Here is a 21,490-nt window from a genome sequence, read left to right as displayed (position 1 = left end):
TAGACAAATGAGAAATCACAAGATATTACCTGGTTCACAGATCCAAGAAATTTAATGAGATTATCCCATGAACGACAACAGCCGCTTGGTATTTTCAACAGAAACTGGCCGCATTAAAGAAGACAAGCCAACTCAACAACGTCCAACAGGCGATGGCATTGTTCGTATTCAGCGCCAGACTAAAGGCCGTAAAGGTAAAGGTGTTTGCATTGTTACGGGTCTAGACCTGGAAGATGCACAATTGAAGTTGCTGGCTGCTGAGCTTAAAAAAGTATGTGGCTGTGGTGGCTCGGTTAAAGATGGTAACATCGAAATCCAGGGCGACAAACGTGACGTAATCAAAGCAGCGTTAGAGAAAAAAGGTCACACAGTAAAGCTGGCTGGCGGTTAATTCAATTGCAAAGCCACTAACAACAAATAGCCCTGAGTTTATAGCTTGGGGCTTTTTATTAGATAATTTTCACGATAGCAAACTGACACACGCATCTTGCGCAAGGCATTTTGCTCATCTGCAAATTATCTACTTTATGGTAAATAAGCATTACTGTTAAATAGCGTTAAGTGACACTGTAATTGAAGAGCAAAATTAAAATTGTTGATAGAAGAGCAGGTTAGAATGGAGAGGCAATCGGTTCTAGGTACAAATAGTTAAATACCTTATTTAACATAATATACATAATGCGCACTGAATCTTGGGTTCACTCAGGGCTAAAAATCCAGTCAAACCAAGGGTTAAGCCCCTAAATCCTTGGCTACTCAATTTTGCCGTGATGTCCGCCCATATCTGTTGGGCCTTGAAATCTTTGGCCCTGTCAGCAGCTAGATAAATCAAGGCTTCGTGCGGGTCGATGTTTGCGTGCTCGGCTAGAAAAATTGCTTGTGTATCAGACATATGGCGTTTGCCATTGCGAAATTCGGAGATTCTTGATGCACCTACACCTAAGTCATGTGCTATTTGCTTATCTTGGATGTAGTTTTTGGCCTGTTTATAGGCGTTTAATAGTTGATTCTGATACATAAGCCCTCCGGTGTTTTAGTCATTGTAGCCTGTTAATTACCAAAATTGGTATCTTGTAATTACCAGCTTTGGTATTTACGATTACCACAACTGGTAATTAATATGATTTGAGGCACATACAACGTGAACAATTCGGCCTCTCAGCTTTACTTCGAAATGAATGATGACGGTACGGGCTTTGCCTTTATTGATGGTGAACCGGAATACTTTCGCAATTACGCCGAACTGCACCAAATCGGACAAGATTTCTATCCGGATGGTTATGACCTCCACTTGGTCACGGCGGATAACTGGCAATCACTTTATGACTCGGGGGTTTTCGACAATGTCTGCGATTATTGATTTCCTATCCTTCTCTTGGACCCCCGAAGAGCTGGCCCAAATTTTCGACCTGACTAAAATGGGCGCATCCATCAAGGCCATTCGCGGGTTTGAATTTAACGAATACGGTGACAACGTCACTCATCAAGCATTAGATACTGCCGCTATTGATTACAAGGCGGCGATTAATGCCAAGCTGCGGGATACTGAATTTGCCATTGGTACTGACTCCCGCAAGTTTCATGAAATCAAACGCGACATGCTTGACCATTTCGGCCTGAATACCTTGGATTGCTTATGTCGTGGTGAGGTTGACCGTTTCATTAATCGTTTGAATCATGGCCTCGGTTTGTTTGGCAATGACTGGTCCTTTTCCCTGCGTTCCGGTGGCTTTTCTGGTTATCCGCATTCCGCCAACATCCTTGTGAATGGTCAACAAGCTGGCTTGTGTGCTTGGGGGGCTAAAAATCACGGTTGCTATATTTCGTTCTCCGGTACGGGTACGGCGGTATTGGATTTGAACGAGGTTTATCGCGCATTACACGAATTGCCTGGTGCAAAAATTACCCGTGTTGATATCGCTTACGATTCATTGGATGGCAAATACAACATCAAAACGGCTCGTAAAATGGCTGAACATGGTGAATTTATTACCCGTGGTCGTCCTGCTTCTTATTGTTATATCGAGTCGGGTCATATGTCGTCACTTTGCAGTTATCAGAAAACATCAGGCAAAGAAGAGACTGTCAAAAAGCGCTATGGCTTTGTGGCTGATAAGGGCAAGTCATTTTATGTTGGTACACGTGACGCGGGTAAGTTGTTGCGTGTGTATGAAAAAGGAAAGCAACTCAAATCAGAACAACATAAAGATTGGGTTCGTTGGGAGCTTGAGCTTCGCGCCAAAGACCGTATCTTGCCTTTTGATGTATTGCTTACGCCTGATAAGTATTTGGCGGGTGCATACCCTGCCCTTGGCTTTGTCAGCAAAGAAGAGCAATGCAGTATTGCTACTCACAAGCGCAAATGGTTTACCAGTGTTGATAATGCGGTGCGTAATGGTGCTACCCAATGTGGCAAGCTCGTCAACTTCATGCGTCAATGTTTGGATTTGGATGATTCACAGATTGTGAATATGCTGACCAATCACCTCGAATCGCATGAAATACCCAACCGACTTAATCAACCTGTTTATCAGGAAACGGAAAATTCAAAAGATATTCGGCTTCGGTGTATGAAACTCATCAATCCGGATAATCAAGATATTTATTCCCTAGCATAATGAATAAGGAAATCGACAATGACAACATTAACGGTAATGGTAACGGGTTCTGTACTTGGCTCGGGTATCTCTAAAAAATCGGGCTCCCCTAAGCCTTATCAAATGGCCAATGTGATGTATCTTGCTGCTGCTGAATCATTTCAAAATGATGACCACAATATCCAGCGTTGCGGTATGCAGGAAAAACAAATTCCAATGGTGTTTAATCAAAACCTGTATGCACAATTTGCGGGACTCTCCTATCCTATCCAGCTTCAACTTGTATTAGAGCCTGACCCGCAAAATCCAACTCGAAATGTTGTTGTGGATTTTAAGGAATAACTGAAATTGTTTATTGGGGGTGTGTCTCATGCCAAAGGATGATATCTGTGTTGACATTAGCGAGCAAGGTTATTTGTTCGTCACTCCTCAAGATTTATCAGAGTGTACTAGTTATGTGTTAGTTAGTAGCTCGAACTATGACAGCTATATAGCCGATTTTGAAATAACAGCAGAAGAAATAACAGAGGCATTTGGTTATGGTTTTGCTGCAATTATCATCTTTGGTTATTTTGCTGCCTATCCTGTCGGTATTGCGAAAAAATTGATTCGCAAACTTTAATTTGTTAAACGGAGATTACAATTATGACTGAGATTTTTGCTGCTGTTGATTTGGCAAGTGTTGCGACCTTTGTTGGTACAACGGGTGTTGTTATTATTGGTATTGCTATGGCGTTTAAAGGAATTACCCTTGCCAAGCGTGCCGTTAACAAGGCTTAATATATGGTTCCCCTTTTGCATGATTTAATTATAACTGTCTGGTCATTGATTGGGGCAATATCCGGTTATGCCGTCTTGCAAGGTTGGCGGTGATAAAACGGTAAATATATAAGGCGGCTTCGGTCGCCTTTTTTTATCAAGGATGATTATGCGTGTATTTATATTTGTAATATCCATTATGTTGTTAATTTCTTCTTATTCCGCTAATGCTGGATACTATCTATATCAATTACGTACTTCAGGATATCCGGGTGTTTCTTCGTGGGAACAATGTATTGGTCGAGAGTTGGAAACTGAATATTATTTTGCTTCTAATGCTGCTTGTGCCAATGGTATGAGTAAGAGTGATACGAAAGTTTACCAAAATTGTCATTATCGCCAATCAAATTTGGATCTCTATTGTGATGTTATTAGTACTACTACTGGCTTGAAAATTGACTTTGTTGCTTATGGTTTTAATCGGTTTTGGCAAGATGAGGATATAGATTCAAATTATTGTAATAGTGCTGAGGCGTATAATGCTGAACAACAAGCTAAACAGGCTTGTAGTGATTCGGCTGGAGAAAATCAAGAGGTGGTCATAAATGAAGCGTATTGTGAGGTTGCAACATCAGTAATTCATACTATTTGTGATATTAGGGATACTGATGACGGCGGTGACGGCGGTGACGGCGGTGACGGCGGTGACGGCGGTGACGGCGGTGACGGCGGTGACGGCGGTGACGGTGGTGACGGTGGTGACGGTGGTGACGGCGGTGGTACAGGTGACGGCGGTGGTACAGGTGATGGCGGTGGTACGGGTGACGGCGGTGGTACGGGTGACGGTTCCGGTGATTTATCATCTGTATTAAGTGGTATTTCTAACTTGGAAGGGTTAATTAATACCAATTCGTCTGAACTTAATGCCGCTATATTGGATGTGAAGTCAACCAATCAAGATGCATTTGCTAATATTCTTGAGTCAACTAACGGGCTTGGGGGTTATTTGGGTGATATAGAAACCAATACCTCACAGACAATTAATAGTATTAATAATTTATCATCTGGGTTAGATAATATTGAATCAGCTACTCGTGGTCTTGGGGGGAGCTTATTGGATATTGAAGGAAATACAGCATCAACGGCAACAAGAATTAATAATCTATCGTCGTCTAATCGTGAGGGTTTATCTTCTCTTCAATCTTCTAATGAGGCAACAGGCAATAAATTGAGCATTGATATTAATAAGTTGCTTGATATAGATACAGAAATAAATGCCACCCTTTCTGAGCAATTGGCCCTTTATAATAAGTATGTTGATACTGCGGATTCATCCAATAATTATTTAGAGCATATGGCTAATTTCACTGACCAAGAATTAGCGGTGTTGCGTGAAATGCAATCTGATTATCTTACTCATTTCGACCATCAATATAACCAATTTTCAAATATTGATACGTCTATTACTGATATGACGCAATCAATACATGAAGATAATATGATGTTGGTAAATCAGGCTGTAGAAGATTTTAAACAACGTGAAATGCTGGCTAATCAATCTTTGGATGGTTTAGAAAATATTGCTGAGTTAACCAAGGGGCTTGGTGATAATCAAGTTATATCAAATGATAATCTGGATAATATAAATGAAACATTGCTAGCCAATGAGCAACAACGTAATGCGCAATCTGATGAGCTGTTAGCGGCGATAAATAATCTTGATTTTTCTGACGGTGAATTGATTGACCAGCTAGGCATGGTTAATGATGAGTTGGTTGGTATTGGTGATACTTTGGATGGTATCGCTGATGGTCAATATGCTTTGCAAAATCTTGATATTGGTGGTGCTGGTACGGTTCCTTGTTTTCAAGATGATGCATGTCGCGGTTTTTACTCATCGAAATATCCGCAAGGCATAGCTGGTGTTATGCAAGAATTTACCGATGAATTGCGTTCTGGTGATTATTTTGCGTTCCTTGACCAGTTTAATGTTGATGTGGGTAACGCGTCCCCCCCTGATTTTGAATTGCAATTTGATTTAGGCAAGATGGGCAACTTTGGTCGTCATAGCTTTGATATTGGCCCTGATATTTGGCTGTTTGTCCGGTTATGTATCATGTTCGGTGCGGCTATTTTATCTCGTGCGTTAGTGTTTGGGGGTTAATATGTTTGATTGGATTGTAGACTTATTTAATATACTGCTGGATTTTTTGTATAAATTGGTTTTATCGCTGGTTGATATGCTGATTGATTCTGTGTATTTCATTCTTGAGCAATTATTGGTTGTGGGTAAGGGGTTAATTTCGCTTATATCTGATATGTTGGCTCCGGTGGACTTATCCGAGTACATGACTGGATTCCCTCCTTCGGTGTCTTGGGTGTTGGGGCAAATTGGATTACCGCAAGCATTAGGGATAATTATCACGGCGATTACAATCCGTTTGATTCTCCAGTTAATTCCGTTCGTTCGGTTGGGGTCTTGATATGATTAATTTAATCGTCGGTAGACCAGGTGGCGGCAAAAGTTACGAGGCGGTGGTTTTTCATATTATTCCAGCGGTGCAATCTGGCCGCAAGGTTGTGACCAACCTCCCCTTGAACATTGACCATTTTGTACAGGTGTTTGGTGAGGATGTACGGGCGTTAATCCGCATCATTGATACCCAACTCGATGATTTTGGTAATATCAATCGCTCTTTCAGTAGGCCCGATGATTATCAGGATGAATGGAAAAATGACAAGGGCCAAGGTGTGCTTGTTGTGGTGGATGAGGCACACATGGTATTGCCGTGTGGCCGTTCCCCTGTTGAGGTGTTGGAATTTTTGAGTTTGCACCGGCACTATGGTATTGACGTTATTTTGATTACCCAGTCAGACCGTAAATTACATAAAGATGTGCGTGACATGGTCCAGCTTGTTTATCGCTGCTCCAAGAATACGGCGTTAGGAAGTAATGAAACATACACTCAAAAAGTCAAAGACGGCTGTCGTGGTGAGGTGGTCAATACTAACATCCGTAAATACAAGAAATCCTATTTTCCCTTTTATCAATCGCATACGGCTTCCAACACGGCGGTCAAAGAGGCAATGGCAAGTGATGTTAAACCGTTATGGCAACATTGGAGCTTTATCGGGGCTGGTATTTGTTTTTTGTTTGTTTTGGGTATGCTGGCAACGGGTAAGATTAAAAATCCGCTGTCAGTGGATGAGGCCCCAATAGAAGAGCTAGAACATGTTGAGGTAATACAACCTGTCAATCATTCCGTCACACCTCCCCCTGTGGCTCCTGCACCCTCTAAGGCCAAGTCTAATTTAACGCACCCTTTGGCGGATTATTCATTGTTTGTCACTGGGTTTGCCAAACAGATTGCAATGAAGTCAGACCGTCATTTTGATTTGGATTTGTCGTTTGACCGTGTTTATTTGGTGGCATTCCAGAAAAACATTCGTCAATTTGAATTGAATTCGTCGGAGCTTCGGCGTTTGGGGTATACCTTTAGACGGCTTGGGGAGTGTTTGTATAGTCTTCAATATGAATCGTTTGAATCTCTTGTTGTTTGTTCAAATAATCAGGATTACCAGCCTGATGATATTATTCCTAGTTTCATGCCAATGTGATTGGGGGTAACGGGAGGGGTCCCCGCCTGCGGGGAGGGGCATGTTACCATCCAAGCAAAGTATTTGCGCATGATAAACGATGACATGGCTTCCCTGCCCTTTGTGCTATTCAGCACCGCAAATGAACATTCCGAGCCAACTGAACACACCATGCGGAGCTACCCACATTATTGACAGGTAGCCCGAAACCTCCTTCCTGCTAGGCCCAAGCAGAACCATCAGCAAAGTGCTAAATCAGAGTTTGAAGTAATTAAATGACGGTTCCGGCTTAACCCATGCCTTTTTGCAGCGCACACAACAGTATGTTCTTCGACGTACGTCATAGCGAATCAAGCCCCTACCGCAATAGGAATTACAAAGCTCAAGTAAATCTGGATGCTGTTCTTTAAGGATGTGGCTATATAGCCGTGGCTTACCCATAGAGACCGATACTGTATAAAAACACAGTATTAGTATAAATCGTGTATTTTAGACATTCCAGTGCAAAACATCGCTTAAACGAGTCGTGCTTTTTTGGATAGTGAATACGGCTAGATTATGTGGCTAACTTTCAAGTCATTTTGGTATGGATTTGTATGCTGTAAGTTGTACAATTGATTGCATTATGGCGTTTTGTGGCTGAAGTCGCTGTTTTTTAACGTAAAATCAGCTATTTAACGTAATGAGTATAATAAGTACATTTTGACAGGTAATTTTTATGACAATCAGATCTAACATCTTAAAATTTCAAATCGCTCTTTTTTTCTCGGAAGTTTTGACTCGTCCCGATCGTGATTTTTACAATTTAGATAGAACAATTGATGCATTTGATACAATGCCTGTTATGCAACCTCTCCCAACAGGGGTTGAAATTGATAATTATCCTGTTATTAAATTCACATCAAAAAATGGGCTATTTCAATGTGATGTGTCTCAAACTCGAATTGACTTTTATATAAATCATGCGGCTTGCTTTGGACAATACAAATTTGATGTCCTTCATAGTGAATTTAGGAAATATGCTAATGCGTTAATAGAATATGTCTATAATGAGACAACTGTTCGTATTTCACGAGCAGGAGTTGTTGGTGATTTTGGTTATTTTGATTCAAATCCAATTAAACTATTGCAAGATAGTCAAATGAAATCAACAAATGATGAAACCGTTGAACTACAAATTAGAAGGAATACTCCAAGAGAGTATGCTGGATTATATTGTAATGATATTGTGAACTTGAGTAATGGTGGCTATCTATTAAATAATACGCTCCATCCAGCAATTATTATTCAAAAGGATATTAATCATAGAGTAGATGGTAAACCTATGCCTTTAGATGTTGAGAGTTTGAAGCAAATGGTTAACCAAAGTATAGCCCTGTTAACTGAGAATAATTTTGTCGAGGCTTTATAAATGGATCCTAATTATGTGGGAATTATAAAAGGAATAGCTAATAGTCTAACGACAAACCCTAATCAAGTTACTGATGTTTCGAGTAATGCTTCAGATTCTCGAACTTCTACTAACCCTGAAAACACACAAAGCAATAACACAGAAGAGCTTTTAATTAGTTGGATAAACCAGTCAAATCAGGAATCTAGAGAGAAAGTTAGTATTTTAGAGAGTGATATATCAGCAATAAGAAAAGTTAATGACCAGTTAAATAGTGAACATGCCACATTAAAATCTGAGTTAGATTCTAAAATTGCTTACTCAGATTTAGTTAAAGGTTCCGTTGCGATAATCATAGCTGCTTTTGCTCTATTTGTTTTTTTATATAATGAATTCAAAGAAGTTAATAGTAATATTCATAAGGTAAGTATTGTTCTCAATAAAAACTCTAATTCAATGACTAGTTTAAATTCTGATTTGGATAAATTATCACCACTAGTTACAGACGTAGTAGTTATTCAAAATAATTTGGATTCAATCAATAATGAGTTCAAACTTGTTAAGTCTTCAGTAGAAAATATTAAGCGTTCTACCCTTAATAACTCTGATGAGATCAAGCTATTCAATAATAAGGTTTCTTTATTGCAAGAGCGATAGTCTTTCCTACCCCGTCTAGTAATACGGGGTGAAAGGTTAAGTGTTCGTCATGCCCTACAGCGTGGTGAGGTATCGAGGTTCAACAATGAATTAGCCCCTTTTAATCGGGGCTTTTGTTGCTTTATGCTCTAGGTAGCTTTTTGAGTTGTCGCGCTACCCTGATTATTTTGACCATGTTCTTTCTGTCGGTATCGGCATTGATTTCTAATAGTGCGTTTCCGGCTATGATTCTATCGGGTGATACACTCCATCCGCCGGGTATGACTAACTTTTCCTTGTTCATCTTCCAACCGTTCCATCCTTCATCTAACACGCCTAATTCCCTGCCTGCATAAATTTTCATTAGCCGTTTACATTCAGGTGGAATCTCTTGACCCCCATCCCATCGAGTGACCGTCCTCACAGTTTTAAAACATAATTCTGCGGTTTCTTTTTTGCTTAATCCGCAAGTAAATTTCCTGAAAATGTAATTGTTCGTTAATTTTTTGGACACCATGACACTTTTACAACTTTCCTTGTTTGAAAAATATCATATTAAACTGAACGAATATCACGTTTTCAGAGGGTTACAGCGGCTTACATAGAGTTACGTTGTTTAACATAACGCAATCATAATGCGTACTGAAGGGTGTTTTATTAACATAGTTCATGAGGTTTCTGCTCCTAATGAGTCAAACTCGAAACTTCTATTCTAGGAGATTTAAAATGCTTTGGAAACAGTTAATTAAATTGAAACCACCTGCTTTTTATCTCGCTCATCATTCGATAGCTTCCTACACTCACAAACGTTCGGTTTCGTTCGATTGCTCTTGTTGGCTAGGTTTTATCGGCGTGCTCTATCAATCAGCGTTTGATTAATCGGAAATAACTTTTATAAACGATAAATTTTGCGAGGCACATCATGCTACATGAATCCTTCGTCAAGCTGTTCTGGCGTCACTTCGATAACATTGCTGAGGCTTCCGCGTGGTTTCACGTCCGGCCAATCACCGTCAAACGATGGCTTACGGGAAAAATTGACGTAAACCCGATGGCCGAAAAACTCCTGTTGATCCGTGCCCGTGGCTATCTGCCCGATGATACCCGCTGGCAAGGTTTTCGGGTTGATGAAGATCGCTGCATCATCATTACTCCCGAGGGTCGCCAATTCAGTCCCAAAGAGTTGGACTCTTGGGCCATACGTTATGATCGCTACCATGCGTTAAGCCGAATGTATGAATTGGACTATGTCCCGGTGCGAACCAACGTGGTTACACCATTGCCGTTCCGTGGTGGCCGACGCTTGAAACAACCTCGGGAAGAAACGATCACCAAAGACAAAAAGAAAGCCTACCGTAGAGCCAAGGAAAAAGCTGACGCCAAGAAACAACAAGCATCAGCTCCCTAGCCTCTGTTTAGGCGTAAAAAAGCCCGCGATTGCGGGCTTATTTGAATTCATACTTTGTTTTTTTTAATTTTCCTATTCTTTTCATGGTTACTTTCTTATCTTGTAAGTTAAGTATTTTAAATGTTGGTGATAAATTATTGTTTTCATCAACCTTCGTTGTTATTGATCTATTACCATAAGTTTTTATAACTATAGTATCACCTTTAATTGTTGGGTAGTAATCAAGCTCTTTGGCATTATAATACCCCAATCCAAAAGAAGGTAAAATACTAATTGTTATAATGAGGAACATTAGCATGAAGTAATTGCCCGCTTTATTGTTGAACAAAATACTAAAAAAGCTATGACCTCCAATCCTCTTTCTATGTATATGATTTTTAATCTTTTTTTCTGGAGAGTCACCAGCGCTTGAATTAAGTAAAGGTAAGATTATATCAATAACAACCTCCATTAAAACAAGTATAGATATAAGGGTTGTTATTAAGGTAAATCCAAAGCTGAAGATTAAGACAGCGACAAAAACCAAACAAAAAACATGATAAATAATAACAATCATAACTGTTTTGGATTTTATTAAAAGTGCAATCATCAAAGATATTGAGTTAATAAGAATAATGATTGGAATTGCTAATAAAGTAATGCTAATTCCTGATTTTATCAAGGTTGAAGTGTTTATTTCAAAGAAGTCAAAAGGCACACCATAAAAGCTCAAGTAACCATACTCATATGCACCTATACAAAAATATGCTAGTAGAGTAAAATAAATCACCTGAACTCCATCGGTAATTTGTATTCTTTTAGCAACTGTTACGTTGTTCATTTCAGTCATTACAGTTCCTTTAAGCAAGAAAGAACATGTCTAATGCTCTTTCTTTTTTTCTAATATTGTCAGTCTATGTTCATGATACTTAATAATATTCTTTATCCAAGAAATATCCGTCTTCATCGCTATTCCAGTCCCAAATGCGGAAAAAAAACCTGTTGCCGCAGCTACAAGCACCGTTTGATAAACATCCATCCAAGCCCCCTAACCTTTTTCCTTTCGAACCGTGTCGAATAAGCCGATAAGCATGGCGGCAATGACCGGGATTGTACCGCCCAATTGCGCACCGGATTCACCAATGGTCACGGTAACTAGTTCGCTATTGCCAGTCAGCAAACCTACGGCTGCACTGCCTAGTAACATCAAACCCGTTTTAGTGCTTGTCTCTTCAAGGTTAATCACCCGTTTCAAATCAATCATAACCATCCTTTTTTACGTAGAAATTTGAGTGTGTATGCGCCGATAATCACGCCTGCAACACTGATTGCTACCGAAGTAGCAGCTTTCTTTGTCGTCATGCCAGTGCCACTCCTTCGATAACTTCATGAATTGGATATTGGCGGCCGACTTCCATACGTGCCATGGCCTGAATCAGCACGGCGGCGGTGTTATCGTTGGTCGCATCAAGTGCCTGGTACTTGTCGTAACCCGTCCAAGTCGCCACCATGTTGGCGTAATGATCACTGTCGTTTTCATGACTTGGTGCGAATGTCTGGATGATGTCGTTAATGGTGGTGATCCCGCGTTTCTGGTAGCTGCGCAAGATACGGGCCGCCGCACGGAAGCCCCATTTATCATCTTCAAAAATCACAAATCGGCCATCGCTGGATACTTGGCCGCGCCAGTTGTTGTGCTTGCTGTACTCGATATTCAGTGGGTTGTTATTACGGATACCCCGTGGCATTCCGGTGGTCATATCTTCATTCATCCCTGTGTTATTTGATGGTTGGCTTGGCTGGTTATTGGAAACAACCAGCCCTTTGCGGCTATTAAGCCATAACAGCACCATGGCAAGTGCTATCAGCCATTTCATTCGTAGAACCCAAGCCCTACAGGCATTTTGCTGTACTGGCAGCAATAAAGGATATGGTCTCCATGCTCTCGATAGTGCTCATACTGTTCAGAGTTAATCTGTATCGTTACACTCAAAGGATCAATTTCAAGCACTCTAAATTCAGAGTCATACCTCTCTCCAGTGAATATCATATGGTGCAGAAGACCATAGGGCGCATCTATTGGCCTTGAACGAGAAAACCTTATTTTGTTATTACCCAGTAACTCTATAGGTAAGTCGTAAAAATCATCAATCGGGCTTTCTGCTGGAAAGTCGTAATAAGCATTTGGGGCATGATTATGAGTAAAGTCGCCTGGGGAATCCCCATAAATTTTAGAGTGCCAAAGTTGAGCACTTTCAATAGCACATCGCCTAGAACTAGGGTTTTCTATTCTGATATAAAAGACCTTTGTTGGATTGAACCACCACCCATAGTAGCCAACAAAGAACGGTTCAAAATCAAAGGTTTTAGGAGTGTCAGCGACAAACTCATCGTTATATTCTATCGTTTCAGACCAATGGAAAACATTACCGTCTAAGAACGGTCCTTTATACTCAAGGTTAATATCTCTCACTCCCACCGTGATTTTAGTCCCAGGTGATAGATTAAAGAGTGATACCCTAGCTTTAACCTCATTGTGAAGAGAACCACCAAGCGGAATATTTAGAATTTGATATAACGTCGTATCACCACTAAGATGCAGCTCTCCACATTCTGGGTTTAGGTGAGGCTTAATTTCATCACCGCCTCTCTGAATGTAGTGATTAAAACTTAGATACTCATCTACTTGATGGTCAACCGCCCAATATGGAGCGAGCAATGTTGACCCCCTACCATTTTTAGTACCACGAGATATATCTGGAACATTGCTAGTAGTAGTGAGTGTATTCGCTTCAACCGTAGATGGCCTGTACTTCGTGAGAAACTCAGTAAAATTGGGGTTAGAAAGCAGATTTACCGCCTTATCCTGCAAACGGCCATACAAGTCATTGGCTGTTTTCTCAAACTCTTCAGCCAGATATTCCACTTTGTTCCGGGGGCTTCCTACGGGCAGACGTTCCTTTAATGTCTTCTCTGTCATCGTGTGACCTCGATAATTTGTATAGTGTCACCGTCGGTGCCTGAAAAGCTCAAGGCTGCGGTGGTTTCAAGTTTGAGTTGTTCGCCAGCTGCGAGGGTCCAGCCATTACCGAGCATAATGATATCGGTGTTGGTTAAACTGGCTTTTAGCAAAACGTGACAGCGTGACGAATTAGCGGTTAGATCGGCTATGCCTTCGGTAATGCTCAACACACTTACCGCCATGTTCTCACCACCAACGGGTTTGGTTAGCATCGGTGTAGTGGCATAAACGCGAACCGCTTGCCCGCTTTCAAATTTCACCCTTGGTAATGCCGTTACCTCGACTTGTTGCCCTTCAGACAACGACACAGCCGGGAGATGTGACACGGTCACTGGCTGGTTTGGCTCTAGCTGTACTTTGGGTAGCTGTGACACCACAACCGCCTGCCCATCGACCAAAGCCACTTGTGGCAACTGACCAATATTCACCTGTTGGTTAGGTGACAGGGTCACGGTTGGCATTTGAGTAACAGACACTTGCTGGCCGTCTGTCGGCGGGATATATCGACCAAAGCCACAGATGATCGTGACTGCTCCCGCCTCGCCCATGTTTTCAACGGTCACGCGGCCTGATAATTGCGGGTCAATAATTTGGGCACCCTGCTTCAAGCGATAATCGCCGCGCTCGGTAGTAATCGACACCGATTCAGTACACGTCTCGACATACAGAAACTCGCCCACGGCTTGGAATTGCGAACGCTGGCGCGGTTGCATGATCTGGTGAAAATTCATCGTTTACCTCCAAGCATCATGATCGCCATGAATGTCATTACCAAGCCAACAACAATGGTCATTTGCCGGGTGGTGGCGACTTGCCCGCCATCGGATTTCATCCCGGCCAAATCTTTCAGTGTTGATAAGCTCTCACTGTTTTGGGCGGCTTGGTTGCCAGCCAGTCCCGCAATCATTTGCAGGTTCTCATGGTGTGCCTGACTGACTTCATCAATCGCGTTGTTGCTCAATTCGGCATTAAGTTGCATGGCTTCACTACCGAATGACAATGCTCCGTCCAGCGAGTCACGGCCAAAACTCATGGCTTCATCCATGGCGTCCTGTCCAAAGCCAAGGGCTTTATCGACTGACCGTTCCCCCATTTCCAACGCGGCCTCACTGACATCAGCCATCCCCCAAAGGGCTTCTTCGGTCACATCGGCATTACTGAGCAGTGCCAACTCTGACAAATCAGAAGCCCGTTGTATCGCGCCGTGGTCGGTCATGGTCATCGAAACGTTAACATTGGAATCATTGACGCCCGCAATTGATACACCAAGGTTATCGCCGTCGATGGCGTTCTGACCGCTAGTGTTGGTGTTGGTGGTGGTGCTTGAGCTTTTGCTCTTTCCTCCCTTACCCATCAAGACCTCCGTAAACGACTAGCTTTGCTTTGGCTAGTTGTGCGTAGTTCCGAAACACCTTCACGCCTTGCCAAGTTTCCTTGTGCGTTTTTTGCTCCGCTGCTCGCACTACCGCCAGATTTACCCTGTAAGTTTTCGGCCAGCGTTGGACGGCGAGCTTTACCGTTTGTAGGTCGAGCGGTAACGCGTGACGGTTGTTTGCCTGACCGACGAGAGCGGCGTTCAGCACTGCTACTCCCTGACGGTGTTTTGGCTGTTGGCCTTGTCGTGGTGTTTGTTGGCTTTTTCGTTGCCGCGACTTTGTTGGCGCTGCTTGCTGAAGCTTTACCCATCTTATGACCCCTCAATATCTAGTTGATGGACGGTTTCCTTGGTGTCGTTGAACTCCCTGAGTTGTTCAACCTGCTTAAAGCCAAAGGTACTCAAAATACGGCGCATCCCTTTGCGGTAGGTATGATAAGAAATGGCCGAGTAGCCACACTCGGCAACGCGCTCGATAATATGGCTGGCAGCATCAACCAAACCTTTCCCGGTCATTGCAATGATGTGGTAACGGTTGTCTTGAATACGGCTGATAAACCACAATTTGATCCCTTTGCCAGTCAGTAGGTAAAAACTGGCTTCCTTGGCACAGACCATTGATTTCACATCATCAAATTCCGCTTTTGGGGTATCAGAACCTGCAAACGCGGGTTTGATTTTTTCCAAGTGGGCGTGAAAGTCTGGTGCCGACGGTCGAATTAATCGAAAGTGCATCATCGCCCTCCTTTAATCAGAAACCACAAAGCAACGGCACCCATTCCAACAAGTAACCAGTTGGGCAACGAACTGCTACCCATACTGATCCCACCGACACGCAACGCCGAATCATTTTGGCTATGCACACCCGATGGTCCCGCCGAACCGCCGCCTGCATTAATTGGCATACTGCCGGAGTTGGTTAAACCGGGAATATTCATCATGCTTTCTTCCCTGTCACAATGTCATAGAGCCACAGCCCCATGATCACCGCCGCCAGAATGCGCACCGTGCGCCCGACTTTCTCGCTGGTAAACATGCCAGTGGCAAAACCAACGGTTCCCGCCAGTAGCGGCCAAAATAGAAATGGCATTATTTCCCCCTAAGCAGAATGACCAAGGCCAACAACGCAACACTGCCACCCATCAATATCATGGGGGTATTGCTCGGCATCATGGAATATATCGGTTGGCCCGTTGGCTGTTGCGCAGGCTCTTGATGTTGTGGCGTGCGGTTTTCTTCCGGTGCTGCCGAGGCCACTTTGTTGGCCTCGTTATCAAACCAAGAATTTAACCAGGCTTCGCCACCATCGCTGGCGGTATCCCAAATTCCACCCAGTGTTTCACCTACCGAATCAAGTAGACTCATTGCGCCTCCTTAGCCCTTGGTCGGCAATGCGTTCACCTGTTCAACGGCTTCGATGATCACCGGTACGCTGCCCACCTCTGACTTATCTAGCTCAAAAGCCAACTGGCTACGAGCGGCCGTATTCAACATGCCATCAGCACCAAAGCCATAACGGATGAAGTCGAGGCTGAACCATTCAGGGTTTTGCTCTTTCTTGGCCTGTGCCAAGTCATACGCGTTATCTTCTTTGGTGACGTTCATTTCTTCGAAGCTGTCACGCAGTACACGAACGCGATCAACGGACTTATCAAGGAAATGAATCCGCTTGAGGTTCAGTGCTGGACTGCGCTCGGAGAAATCAAACGGCGTGCGACCAGTTGCCGAGGCAAACCAAGTTAGTTCGTAAATGCGCGGCATGTAGTAACGCACCGATTGCGCTGGCAGTACATGGGCACGAGCACGGACAGTTGGCGGTGTGGTTCCGGCAGGTTTTGACTTGAGGGTGATATACACAAACCAAATTTCACCACCCAAGGTGACAAGATCGGTTTGGCGTACACCAATTTTTGTACGCAGCGTGGCATCACCAAAGGAAATGATATAGCGCCCGTCTTGGGCGTAGTTCTTACGGTGGGCTTGCAGCTTAACCAGTGTTTCGCCTGTCACATTGATTTTGGCCGAACCGTTCAATGACACTTCAACACGTTCAATGTCGGTGGGATCGGTAATATCCGTGACCAGTTCAATGCTGTGATAAGTCGGGCCCGAGACTAGACGCAGTGACGCACGGTTGCCCCAACCTACTCCCTCGACCGGGTCTAGCTCTTTGGGACGTGGCGCGAATGGGGTTTGCACTAATTCCATAATGCTCCCCTTATCCAATTGTGTCTTCGACGGCATCAACGTTATTTGATGCCCAGACTACCGCGCCAGCGACAAAAAGCGCGATCACACCTGTGATCACATAGCCCTTAGTTTTTGCACTCATGATGTTTGCTCTCTGTTGGTTAACAAAATTCCCCATCAGGAAAGCAAGTGATTTGGTTTTAAGGCAAGCACAAAAAAGCCCGCTAAGGCTATAGGCTTAAAGATTTGTAAAAATTTGGTTTAAATCTAAACTTAAAAAAATATCAGATTTTATTTTTTGCTATGGCACATTTAAAACATAAAGAAGTTAGAGACAAAATAAAGAACACATTTCAATCAATAAATTTTGAAATTTTATTTTCATTAATCAACACCATTACCATTGTTACAGGTGTTTTCTTGGCGGTTCAGCAATTAAAATACATATCCGAGCAAAACTCAATACAGAAAAATAGCTATTTCCACGGCATTCTTGATAAATACAATGAAGTGGTGCACAAGGAGGCCAATATGATTTTTATAGATTATAAATATGATGCCGAGATAATATCCGTACCGGATAATCCCAATCAAAATATAAATGTAGAACGTAGCTTTTCAATGAATTTTAGTGATGAAAAAGTTGGATTTGATAATCATAAGTTGAAATTTGAAGAGATTCATTCGATAAACTGGGTCATGAAAATGCGTAACCATAAGATTGGTGAAAATTTGGATATAGATCAAATTGCTGATTCTTTCTTCAATATAGAGTCTGTAATAAGGAGGGTTTACTCATGTGAAATAATTGATTTGTGCCCAACCAATGAAGCATCAACTCTAATATGTAGCACCCTTCAAGATATTTATTCAGTAACCAGTACTTATCTATTACTTTCAGGCAATGATATAAATATTGATTACTCAACTATACCAATTAACCCTAAAATGACATACGTAGAATACATGAGTAGAGCTGAAAATAGCTTCAAAAAATACATAAATCATTTTAGCTGTAAAATTGAAGCTAGAGATCAACACTTCAAGAAAATGAAAGAGCATGAAGAAAAAATAAGGAAAGAGAAAGCAATTTACTTTCAAATTGACTCTATCAACCCTATATCTCTAACCCCAGATTTTAAGACGAGTTAAACGACATTTATTTAAGCCAAACTAATAATTTAATTACCAAAATATTATATCTTTATTCCACAACTTCCCATCCTGCAAAACATACTCCAGCTTCTCTAGGTCAATAATCACACCTGCTGGTATCCCCGTTTTCTGCTGCAAGTATCGCGCACTATCATCTGCCTTTTGCATCATCACACAGGCAAACTGGCAGTTATCAATGATGGTCTTTGATACCTCTTGTCCACGCTGGAACATGTTGATGGAATGCAGGCCAAACTTACGCCCTAGCCTCAAGATTTTGCCGTGGTAGCCCGTTGCTTTGCCTGCGGTGTTGGTATGCTCGGCCACTTCTTCGCAGATCACCTTTAATGGTTTCTTGTGCTTGCCGTTCCCCATGCCCCAGACCACCATGCAGAATTTGTCGAAATCTTCCTCGGTGGTTTCGTGGTTTGGGTAGTAAGCGATCTTAAAGCCTTGGTTAGTTTTACGCCCAGCAATTAAAGCGGCGGCAAAGGCTTTCAAGCTGGCATAGCTGCGAACCTGACGCCCGGCCAATTTACCTTCATAATCACCAAGTGGGTCAAAGATAGCGACTTGGTCGGTCGGTTTGATAAACAGCTTTTTGGCTGCGGAAGTTTTCCCGCAGCCAGACATACCAACCACATAGACATGATGATTACTCAGCGCATTGTTTTGGTTGATAGGTTGTAGTTTCAAGCGGCCTCCTGCTGCTGGTCATCATTGGCGGCCTGCTTCGCTTTCTTGGCAAGTTCAGCATCTTTAATCTTGAGGCTACGCACCTGCATATAGCTAGACAGCCCAAGCATCCCAATGGCCGCAACAGCCATGATTTCATCCATGTACTTAGCTAACCATGGTGGCGGATTACCGCCGTATTTCACGATAAGCGGTGCTATTTTCTGTGATACGTTTTCAGCTTGTTGTGGGTCAAATTCAAAGTTATGGTGCACCATGGTTTTCATGGTCTGCTCGATAGTCATCAAGCCCACAAACACCATTGCGCCAGCGGCTTGGGTTTCTATCTCTTGTTGCTGCACTTTGGTATCGGCAACGGCTGGATCAAAGTCTTCATCTAGGCTGTTGATGAAATCTTTCTCGTCTTGCTCGTTGTGGGTTTGAATCCCTTCATTGCTATTCAGCTCGTCATCATTGGCGGCTAGTTGTTCGGTTTCCATATCGACTCTCTCGGTTTGTTTAGGTTAAAAGCGGGCTATCATCCCGCCAGTTAAAGCACCAAGCACCACGCCCGCTATGACTGACTTCCAACCGGACGGTTTTGCATCCGGTTGGGTTTCTGATTCGGGTTCGCTTTGGCTTGGTTGCGGTTCAGCTTTGGTTACTGGTTGCGCAGTTTCGGTTGCTAAGTCAGCATCCAGTTCGGTTAATTCCGGTTCAACGATCGGCTCGGCTTCGGGTTCCGATGCCACTACTGGCGCGGTTTGTTCGGCTTGATTCAATGCTTCAATCGTTGGGTAATGCAGCTCAAACCGTGACTGCCAGTATTTTCCGGTTTGCTGGTTGGTTCCGCAGTCGTCACAAATCGCATACAGATACTTAGAGCGTTTTCCCCTTGCCCGGTGGATGGTACGGACATTGCCACACTCACACCGATTGACCCCTTCGACCTTGTTGGCCGATGCACGAACGGGCATTGATTCAGCCATGCTTCCCCCTTTGCTCTAATTCCATGAGTTTGTTGTTTACGCCTTGCATCCAGACCAGCACCAAGCGGAGCGGTGACATCACTTTGCCCGCGAACGGGTTTTTCGCCGCTTTGGTTACTTCATCTTTAAGTTGGTCTGTGATTTGGTTCAGTTCATCCATTTGATAGCGTCCTTTACGCGGCTAGTTGCTGACTTTGATACCATTCGAGATCAGCTTTAGCGGCTGACACATCGAGTTCGGTGGGTTCTTCCCTGTTTGGAGCAAGCGGGTCATTCAAGACTGATTCCCAATAAGCCTGTTTAAGCAAAAAGCGTTGGTACTGTTGGCCGTACTCTTGTTGGGCTATCGCTCGGGCTTCGGAAACATTCTGGTGGTAATCGGGATCATCATCTTTGGACTGCATGGACCACCCTCGGGCCCCTGCTGCCCACAGCAGAAAATCATAGGCTTTGTTTTCGGCCTGTTCGCCTTCGAATGACATACAGAAACGGTTCTTGGTACTGGCGTGAATACCACGCGCTTTGATTTGGTTATTAATAACTTGTTGTTGGCCTTCAAGCCGAGCAATTAAGGCTGTGAGCTTTTGGATTGCGGCCTTGGGTCGTTGGGCTTTTTTCGCTATAGCTTTGGCCTTAATGGCGCGTTCTTTTTGCTTTTCCAGTCGGTAAAGGCTGCGCTGTAATGGCTTTTTCCAGTGCTCCAACCGATAGCCACATTCTTTGATGATCGCGGCCATGTTATGGGCTTCGAAATTAGCTAAACAATCCCAACCGGGGGCACGACTGCAGCGGGCAATGTTATAGCGGTTGCCTTTGATTAACCCTTGGTCGGCGTTCTCGCCTTTGGCGGCATAGCCAACAGCTTTGATGATGTATGAACCCGCCGCTTTGGGTTGGCGGATCCGCTCCAAATGGGCAAACCCGTTACCCCAAATACCTTCTAATCGTTCGGACCAGGCGCGAAAATATTGCTTATCCACTTTCCAATTCATGATCAGGTGAACGTGTGGATTAGGTTCGCCGTCTTCATTGGCCGGACACTCTGCTACCCATATGTAATGGAACGGATCGGCAATGCCATCGAGTTCAAACGGTTCGCCCTCTGCATCAATGCCTTGCCAGCCACGCTGGAACATCTTTTTGATGCCATCAAGAAAGCGCGAGACTTCACGGCCAAGCGTGGTTTCACCACCAAAGATGGCATTACGTTGCTCAGGGGTGAAAGTTAGAGTCAGGAAGGTGGTAAACCCTTCTTCGCAAGCGGCAACATACGCACCCGATTCAAAAATTTTGGTTACTGCTCGTTGGGTTAGTTTTTCGGTGTAGCGCTCACCGCTTTGTGGGTCTGGTGCATCGCCCGGTCTGGTTTGGGTATGGTGCAAAATTCGGAAACTGCCTGACCATTCACGGTGCATCAAACGAACGGAAGATAAGCGCTTGTCAGCAGGCGTGTCAGGAAGATCATACAGGCGGTCATGGTTGTAGTGGGACTCGGTGCTTTCCAACTCGATATCACGGCGCTGTGCCTTACGTAGCCTGCCCACACGGCTGGATATATTAACCACTCTCTGGTGTGTCGGACTTTTGCGCCCTTGGACAAGCCTATTGTCTCCGTCACTTCGTGCCGCCGCTTCGCGGATGGGTTCGGCATACATTTCACGCCCTTGCTTGGCGAATGCTTTGGTGTTCACGTAGTGAAGTTGAGCAAACTGGTTGAG

The 21,490-nt window shown here is 43.5% G+C and carries 33 protein-coding genes; 14 read left to right on the top strand and 19 right to left on the bottom strand.

Translation table 11 applies throughout. The annotated features are described in order from the left end of the window. The first annotated feature begins 67 nt into the window (after positions 1-67). On the top strand, positions 68-391 hold the full coding sequence (gene yciH / locus ACVA53_RS10415) for a stress response translation initiation inhibitor YciH (protein ID WP_446505066.1): 324 nt from the start codon (positions 68-70) through the stop codon (positions 389-391). A 270-nt stretch (positions 392-661) separates the two neighbouring features. Here yciH and ACVA53_RS10410 read toward each other — a convergent pair whose 3' ends face one another. Next, positions 662-1,018, bottom strand: a complete 357-nt coding sequence (locus ACVA53_RS10410) for a DUF3693 domain-containing protein (RefSeq protein ID WP_446505065.1) — start codon at positions 1,016-1,018, stop codon at positions 662-664. Between the two features lie 123 nt (positions 1,019-1,141). Between ACVA53_RS10410 and ACVA53_RS10405 the strand changes: the two genes are divergently transcribed. The 10 genes from ACVA53_RS10405 (at position 1,142) to ACVA53_RS10360 (ending at position 9,000) form a co-directional block, all read left to right on the top strand. Then, on the top strand, positions 1,142-1,360 hold the full coding sequence (locus ACVA53_RS10405) for a hypothetical protein (RefSeq protein WP_446505064.1): 219 nt from the start codon (positions 1,142-1,144) through the stop codon (positions 1,358-1,360). Further along, a complete protein-coding gene (locus ACVA53_RS10400; protein WP_446505063.1) occupies positions 1,344-2,618 on the top strand; it encodes a replication initiation factor domain-containing protein in 1,275 nt (424 codons plus the stop codon). The genes ACVA53_RS10405 and ACVA53_RS10400 overlap by 17 nt, the downstream gene beginning before the upstream one ends. Positions 2,619-2,636: 18 nt before the next feature. Beyond that, positions 2,637-2,939: a hypothetical protein gene (locus ACVA53_RS10395; protein WP_255040529.1), complete on the top strand. Its 303-nt coding sequence runs from the start codon at positions 2,637-2,639 to the stop codon at positions 2,937-2,939. Positions 2,940-2,967: 28 nt separating this feature from the next. Next, positions 2,968-3,219: a hypothetical protein gene (locus ACVA53_RS10390; RefSeq protein WP_446505062.1), complete on the top strand. Its 252-nt coding sequence runs from the start codon at positions 2,968-2,970 to the stop codon at positions 3,217-3,219. A 23-nt stretch (positions 3,220-3,242) separates the two neighbouring features. Next, positions 3,243-3,377 (top strand): hypothetical protein, encoded by a 135-nt coding sequence (locus ACVA53_RS10385; RefSeq protein ID WP_255040527.1) that lies wholly within the window; start codon positions 3,243-3,245, stop codon positions 3,375-3,377. 148 nt (positions 3,378-3,525) lie between these two features. Then, positions 3,526-5,520, top strand: coding sequence for a hypothetical protein (locus ACVA53_RS10380; protein ID WP_446505061.1), 1,995 nt, complete (start codon positions 3,526-3,528; stop codon positions 5,518-5,520). A 1-nt stretch (position 5,521) separates the two neighbouring features. Then, positions 5,522-5,839: a DUF2523 family protein gene (locus tag ACVA53_RS10375; protein ID WP_255040525.1), complete on the top strand. Its 318-nt coding sequence runs from the start codon at positions 5,522-5,524 to the stop codon at positions 5,837-5,839. A 1-nt stretch (position 5,840) separates the two neighbouring features. Beyond that, positions 5,841-6,974: a zonular occludens toxin domain-containing protein gene (locus ACVA53_RS10370; protein WP_446505060.1), complete on the top strand. Its 1,134-nt coding sequence runs from the start codon at positions 5,841-5,843 to the stop codon at positions 6,972-6,974. A 697-nt stretch (positions 6,975-7,671) separates the two neighbouring features. Next, positions 7,672-8,364 carry a hypothetical protein gene (locus tag ACVA53_RS10365; protein WP_446505059.1) on the top strand — a complete coding sequence of 231 codons (693 nt, stop codon included), beginning with the start codon at positions 7,672-7,674 and terminating at the stop codon, positions 8,362-8,364. Then, positions 8,365-9,000 (top strand): hypothetical protein, encoded by a 636-nt coding sequence (locus ACVA53_RS10360; protein WP_446505058.1) that lies wholly within the window; start codon positions 8,365-8,367, stop codon positions 8,998-9,000. A 121-nt stretch (positions 9,001-9,121) separates the two neighbouring features. Here ACVA53_RS10360 and ACVA53_RS10355 read toward each other — a convergent pair whose 3' ends face one another. Next, positions 9,122-9,343 (bottom strand): DUF3653 domain-containing protein, encoded by a 222-nt coding sequence (locus ACVA53_RS10355; protein WP_446505057.1) that lies wholly within the window; start codon positions 9,341-9,343, stop codon positions 9,122-9,124. A 558-nt stretch (positions 9,344-9,901) separates the two neighbouring features. Between ACVA53_RS10355 and ACVA53_RS10350 the strand changes: the two genes are divergently transcribed. After that, a complete protein-coding gene (locus ACVA53_RS10350) occupies positions 9,902-10,387 on the top strand; it encodes a phage protein (RefSeq protein ID WP_446505056.1) in 486 nt (161 codons plus the stop codon). A gap of 37 nt (positions 10,388-10,424) precedes the next feature. Here the strand turns inward: ACVA53_RS10350 and ACVA53_RS10345 are convergent, their stop codons facing one another. The 7 genes from ACVA53_RS10345 to ACVA53_RS10315 form a co-directional block, all read right to left on the bottom strand. After that, entirely contained in the window at positions 10,425-11,216 is a 792-nt protein-coding gene (locus ACVA53_RS10345; protein WP_446505055.1) for a hypothetical protein, read from the bottom strand. A 30-nt stretch (positions 11,217-11,246) separates the two neighbouring features. Next, positions 11,247-11,405: a hypothetical protein gene (locus ACVA53_RS10340; RefSeq protein ID WP_446505054.1), complete on the bottom strand. Its 159-nt coding sequence runs from the start codon at positions 11,403-11,405 to the stop codon at positions 11,247-11,249. Positions 11,406-11,414: 9 nt separating this feature from the next. Further along, on the bottom strand, positions 11,415-11,630 hold the full coding sequence (locus ACVA53_RS10335; protein ID WP_446505053.1) for a hypothetical protein: 216 nt from the start codon (positions 11,628-11,630) through the stop codon (positions 11,415-11,417). Positions 11,631-11,724: 94 nt separating this feature from the next. Beyond that, complete coding sequence (locus ACVA53_RS10330; RefSeq protein WP_446505052.1) at positions 11,725-12,243, bottom strand: virion protein; 519 nt, start codon at positions 12,241-12,243, stop codon at positions 11,725-11,727. Then, positions 12,240-13,346, bottom strand: a complete 1,107-nt coding sequence (locus ACVA53_RS10325; RefSeq protein ID WP_446505051.1) for a hypothetical protein — start codon at positions 13,344-13,346, stop codon at positions 12,240-12,242. The genes ACVA53_RS10330 and ACVA53_RS10325 overlap by 4 nt, the downstream gene beginning before the upstream one ends. Next, the gene (locus ACVA53_RS10320) at positions 13,343-14,119 is read right to left on the bottom strand and encodes a hypothetical protein (protein WP_446505050.1); all 777 of its coding nucleotides are present in this window, start codon (positions 14,117-14,119) and stop codon (positions 13,343-13,345) included. The genes ACVA53_RS10325 and ACVA53_RS10320 overlap by 4 nt, the downstream gene beginning before the upstream one ends. Continuing rightward, positions 14,116-14,742: a chemotaxis protein gene (locus ACVA53_RS10315; RefSeq protein WP_446505049.1), complete on the bottom strand. Its 627-nt coding sequence runs from the start codon at positions 14,740-14,742 to the stop codon at positions 14,116-14,118. Before ACVA53_RS10315 ends, ACVA53_RS10320 begins: the two co-directional genes overlap by 4 nt. A 39-nt stretch (positions 14,743-14,781) precedes the next feature. Between ACVA53_RS10315 and ACVA53_RS10310 the strand changes: the two genes are divergently transcribed. Next, complete coding sequence (locus tag ACVA53_RS10310; protein ID WP_446505048.1) at positions 14,782-15,081, top strand: hypothetical protein; 300 nt, start codon at positions 14,782-14,784, stop codon at positions 15,079-15,081. Here ACVA53_RS10310 and ACVA53_RS10305 read toward each other — a convergent pair. The 5 genes from ACVA53_RS10305 to ACVA53_RS10285 are packed head-to-tail and all read right to left on the bottom strand — an operon-like array spanning position 15,076 to position 16,971. After that, complete coding sequence (locus tag ACVA53_RS10305) at positions 15,076-15,501, bottom strand: hypothetical protein (RefSeq protein ID WP_446505047.1); 426 nt, start codon at positions 15,499-15,501, stop codon at positions 15,076-15,078. The genes ACVA53_RS10310 and ACVA53_RS10305 overlap by 6 nt on opposite strands. Beyond that, the gene (locus ACVA53_RS10300) at positions 15,498-15,704 is read right to left on the bottom strand and encodes a hypothetical protein (protein ID WP_446505046.1); all 207 of its coding nucleotides are present in this window, start codon (positions 15,702-15,704) and stop codon (positions 15,498-15,500) included. The genes ACVA53_RS10305 and ACVA53_RS10300 overlap by 4 nt, the downstream gene beginning before the upstream one ends. Next, positions 15,701-15,853, bottom strand: a complete 153-nt coding sequence (locus ACVA53_RS10295; RefSeq protein ID WP_446505045.1) for a hypothetical protein — start codon at positions 15,851-15,853, stop codon at positions 15,701-15,703. The genes ACVA53_RS10300 and ACVA53_RS10295 overlap by 4 nt, the downstream gene beginning before the upstream one ends. Then, entirely contained in the window at positions 15,853-16,128 is a 276-nt protein-coding gene (locus ACVA53_RS10290) for a hypothetical protein (RefSeq protein WP_446505044.1), read from the bottom strand. Before ACVA53_RS10290 ends, ACVA53_RS10295 begins: the two co-directional genes overlap by 1 nt. 9 nt (positions 16,129-16,137) lie before the next feature. Beyond that, entirely contained in the window at positions 16,138-16,971 is an 834-nt protein-coding gene (locus tag ACVA53_RS10285) for a major capsid protein P2 (protein WP_446505043.1), read from the bottom strand. A gap of 285 nt (positions 16,972-17,256) precedes the next feature. Here ACVA53_RS10285 and ACVA53_RS10280 point away from each other — a divergent pair, with 285 nt between their 5' ends. After that, entirely contained in the window at positions 17,257-18,105 is an 849-nt protein-coding gene (locus tag ACVA53_RS10280; RefSeq protein ID WP_446505042.1) for a hypothetical protein, read from the top strand. Positions 18,106-18,138: 33 nt separating this feature from the next. On the opposite strand, the gene ACVA53_RS10275 is transcribed toward ACVA53_RS10280, so the two are convergent. The 5 genes from ACVA53_RS10275 to ACVA53_RS10255 form a co-directional block, all read right to left on the bottom strand. Next, positions 18,139-18,741, bottom strand: a complete 603-nt coding sequence (locus ACVA53_RS10275; protein WP_446505099.1) for an ATP-binding protein — start codon at positions 18,739-18,741, stop codon at positions 18,139-18,141. A gap of 59 nt (positions 18,742-18,800) precedes the next feature. Further along, entirely contained in the window at positions 18,801-19,283 is a 483-nt protein-coding gene (locus ACVA53_RS10270) for a hypothetical protein (protein WP_446505041.1), read from the bottom strand. A gap of 24 nt (positions 19,284-19,307) precedes the next feature. Continuing rightward, a complete protein-coding gene (locus tag ACVA53_RS10265; RefSeq protein ID WP_446505040.1) occupies positions 19,308-19,772 on the bottom strand; it encodes a hypothetical protein in 465 nt (154 codons plus the stop codon). Next, complete coding sequence (locus ACVA53_RS10260) at positions 19,765-19,932, bottom strand: hypothetical protein (RefSeq protein WP_446505039.1); 168 nt, start codon at positions 19,930-19,932, stop codon at positions 19,765-19,767. Before ACVA53_RS10260 ends, ACVA53_RS10265 begins: the two co-directional genes overlap by 8 nt. Positions 19,933-19,945: 13 nt before the next feature. Further along, the coding region (locus ACVA53_RS10255) for a rolling circle replication-associated protein (RefSeq protein WP_446505038.1) at positions 19,946-21,490 on the bottom strand (1,545 nt) is incomplete at its 5' end.

It is taken from the genome of Photobacterium sp. DNB23_23_1, from assembly GCF_052873815.1.
The sequence above is the reverse complement of the archived record's forward strand: the minus strand, read 5'-3'. Positions and strand labels throughout refer to the sequence as shown.